The 2,077-nt window shown below is 70.0% G+C and carries 2 protein-coding genes; both read left to right on the forward strand.

The features are described from left to right. The first annotated feature begins 262 nt into the window (after window positions 1–262). Complete coding sequence (locus tag A7A76_RS18390) at window positions 263–1,606, forward strand: UDP-glucose dehydrogenase family protein (RefSeq protein WP_206412564.1); 1,344 nt, start codon at window positions 263–265, stop codon at window positions 1,604–1,606. A gap of 10 nt (window positions 1,607–1,616) precedes the next feature. Further along, window positions 1,617–1,892 carry a SlyX family protein gene (locus A7A76_RS18395; protein WP_343225364.1) on the forward strand — a complete coding sequence of 92 codons (276 nt, stop codon included), beginning with the start codon at window positions 1,617–1,619 and terminating at the stop codon, window positions 1,890–1,892. Window positions 1,893–2,077 lie beyond the last annotated feature (185 nt).

The following is a 2,077-nucleotide window of genomic DNA, read 5'->3' on the forward strand; positions in this document are numbered from 1 at the left end:
GCCGCTCCCGTCCGCGAGGGCGGGGGCGCGCACGCGGGGCGCGGCGCTTTTGCGGCGCGGCCCGCGTCCCCATACCCTGACGGCCGGCGTTGCTTCTCCAGGAGCGCGGCCGAAGCTCCGGATGCTCCGGGCGCCCTGGTTTTCGACGCGTATCGCCGGAAACGGACCGCGCAACACCGGTAGCGCGCCACGCATCGCCCAACGCCGCTTTCGCAGCATCGCCGTCGCAACGCCGCCCCCGCACCACCCAAGGAACAACGAAATGCGCGTCACCATCTTCGGCACCGGCTACGTGGGCCTGGTCACCGGCACCTGCCTGGCCGATGTCGGTCACGACGTGGTCTGCGTCGATATCGACCAGGCCAAGGTCGAAGGCCTCAACCGCGGCGTGATCCCGATCTACGAGCCGGGCCTGGAGTCGATGGTCAAGGCCAACCACGCCTCCGGCCGCCTGCACTTCACCACCGACGCCGCCGGCGCGATCGCCCACGGCGACCTGATCTTCATCGCCGTCGGCACCCCGCCCGACGAGGACGGCAGCGCCGACCTCAAGTACGTGCTGGCGGTGGCGCAGACCATCGGCCGCCACATCGAGCGCCCGGTGATCGTGGTCAACAAGTCGACCGTGCCGGTCGGCACCGCCGACAAGGTCCAGGCGACGATCGCCGCCGAACTGGCCGCGCGCGGCGCGCAGGTGGCGTTCGACGTCGCCTCCAATCCCGAATTCCTCAAGGAGGGCGACGCGGTCAACGACTGCATGCGCCCGGACCGCATCGTCATCGGCGCGGCCAATCCGCTCGCGGTGGAAAAGCTCAAGCGCCTGTACGCGCCGTTCAACCGCAACCACGAGCGCATCGTGGTCATGGACGTGCGCTCGGCCGAGCTGACCAAGTACGCCGCCAACGCGATGCTGGCGACCAAGATCAGCTTCATGAACGAGATCGCCAACATCGCCGAGAAAGTCGGCGCCGACATCGAGATGGTCCGCCAGGGCATCGGCTCGGACCCGCGCATCGGCTGGCACTTCATCTATCCCGGCGCCGGCTACGGCGGCTCGTGCTTCCCCAAGGACGTGCAGGCGCTGGCGCGCACCGCCCAGCAGAACGGCTACCAGGCGCGCCTGCTCGACGCGGTGGAGTCGGTCAACGACAGCCAGAAGGGCCATCTGTTCGAACTGATCCAGCGCCACTACCGCGGCGACGTGCGCGGCAAGACCTTCGCGGTGTGGGGACTGGCGTTCAAGCCCAACACCGACGACATGCGCGAAGCCTCCAGCCGGCGCCTGCTGGCGCAGCTGTGGGAGGCCGGCGCCAAGGTCCGCGCCTACGACCCGGAAGCCAGCGAGGAAGCGCAGCGCATCTTCGGCGAGCGCGACGACCTGGTGCTGTGCGACTCGGCCCGCGCCGCGCTGGCCGACGCCGACGCGCTGGTGGTGGTGACCGAGTGGAAGCAGTTCCGCAGCCCCGATTTCGTCCGCGTGCGCCAGGCCCTGGCCGACGCGGTGATCTTCGACGGACGCAACCTGTACCATCCCGACGAGGTCGAGGCCGCCGATCTGGCCTATTACGGCATCGGCCGCGGCCGTTCGATTCACATCGATGGCTGAGCCGACGCCTGTGAGTTCCGATCTCGGACAGAACGATCCCGGACGATCCGCTCCCGAGCGATCCGCCGTCGAACAGCGCCTGATCGACCTGGAAACCCGCGTGGCGTTCCAGGAGCACGCGCTGACCGAACTGAGCGACGCGCTGGCCGCGGCGCGCAGCGAGGAATCGCGCAACGCGCTGTTGTTGCTGCGCGCGCTGGACGAGATCAAGCACCTGCGCGCGGCGATGGCCGCGAGCCCCCTGACCGGCGATGCCGCCAACGAACCGCCGCCCCCGCACTACTGACGAATCTGCAATGAGCGATAGCTTGCGCGACCAATTGCTGGGCCTGGGCTTCAAGCCCGCGCCCAAGCCCGAACGCCCCGAACGCAAGGGCGAGGACCGCCGCGGCGGCAAGCCCGGCGGCAGGTCCGACGGCAAGCCCGAAGGCAGGCCGCACGCGCGCGCCGACGGCCCGGCGCGCGGCGACG

The sequence above is a fragment of the Lysobacter enzymogenes genome, from assembly GCF_017168095.1.
GTDB lineage: Bacteria > Pseudomonadota > Gammaproteobacteria > Xanthomonadales > Xanthomonadaceae > Lysobacter > Lysobacter enzymogenes_D.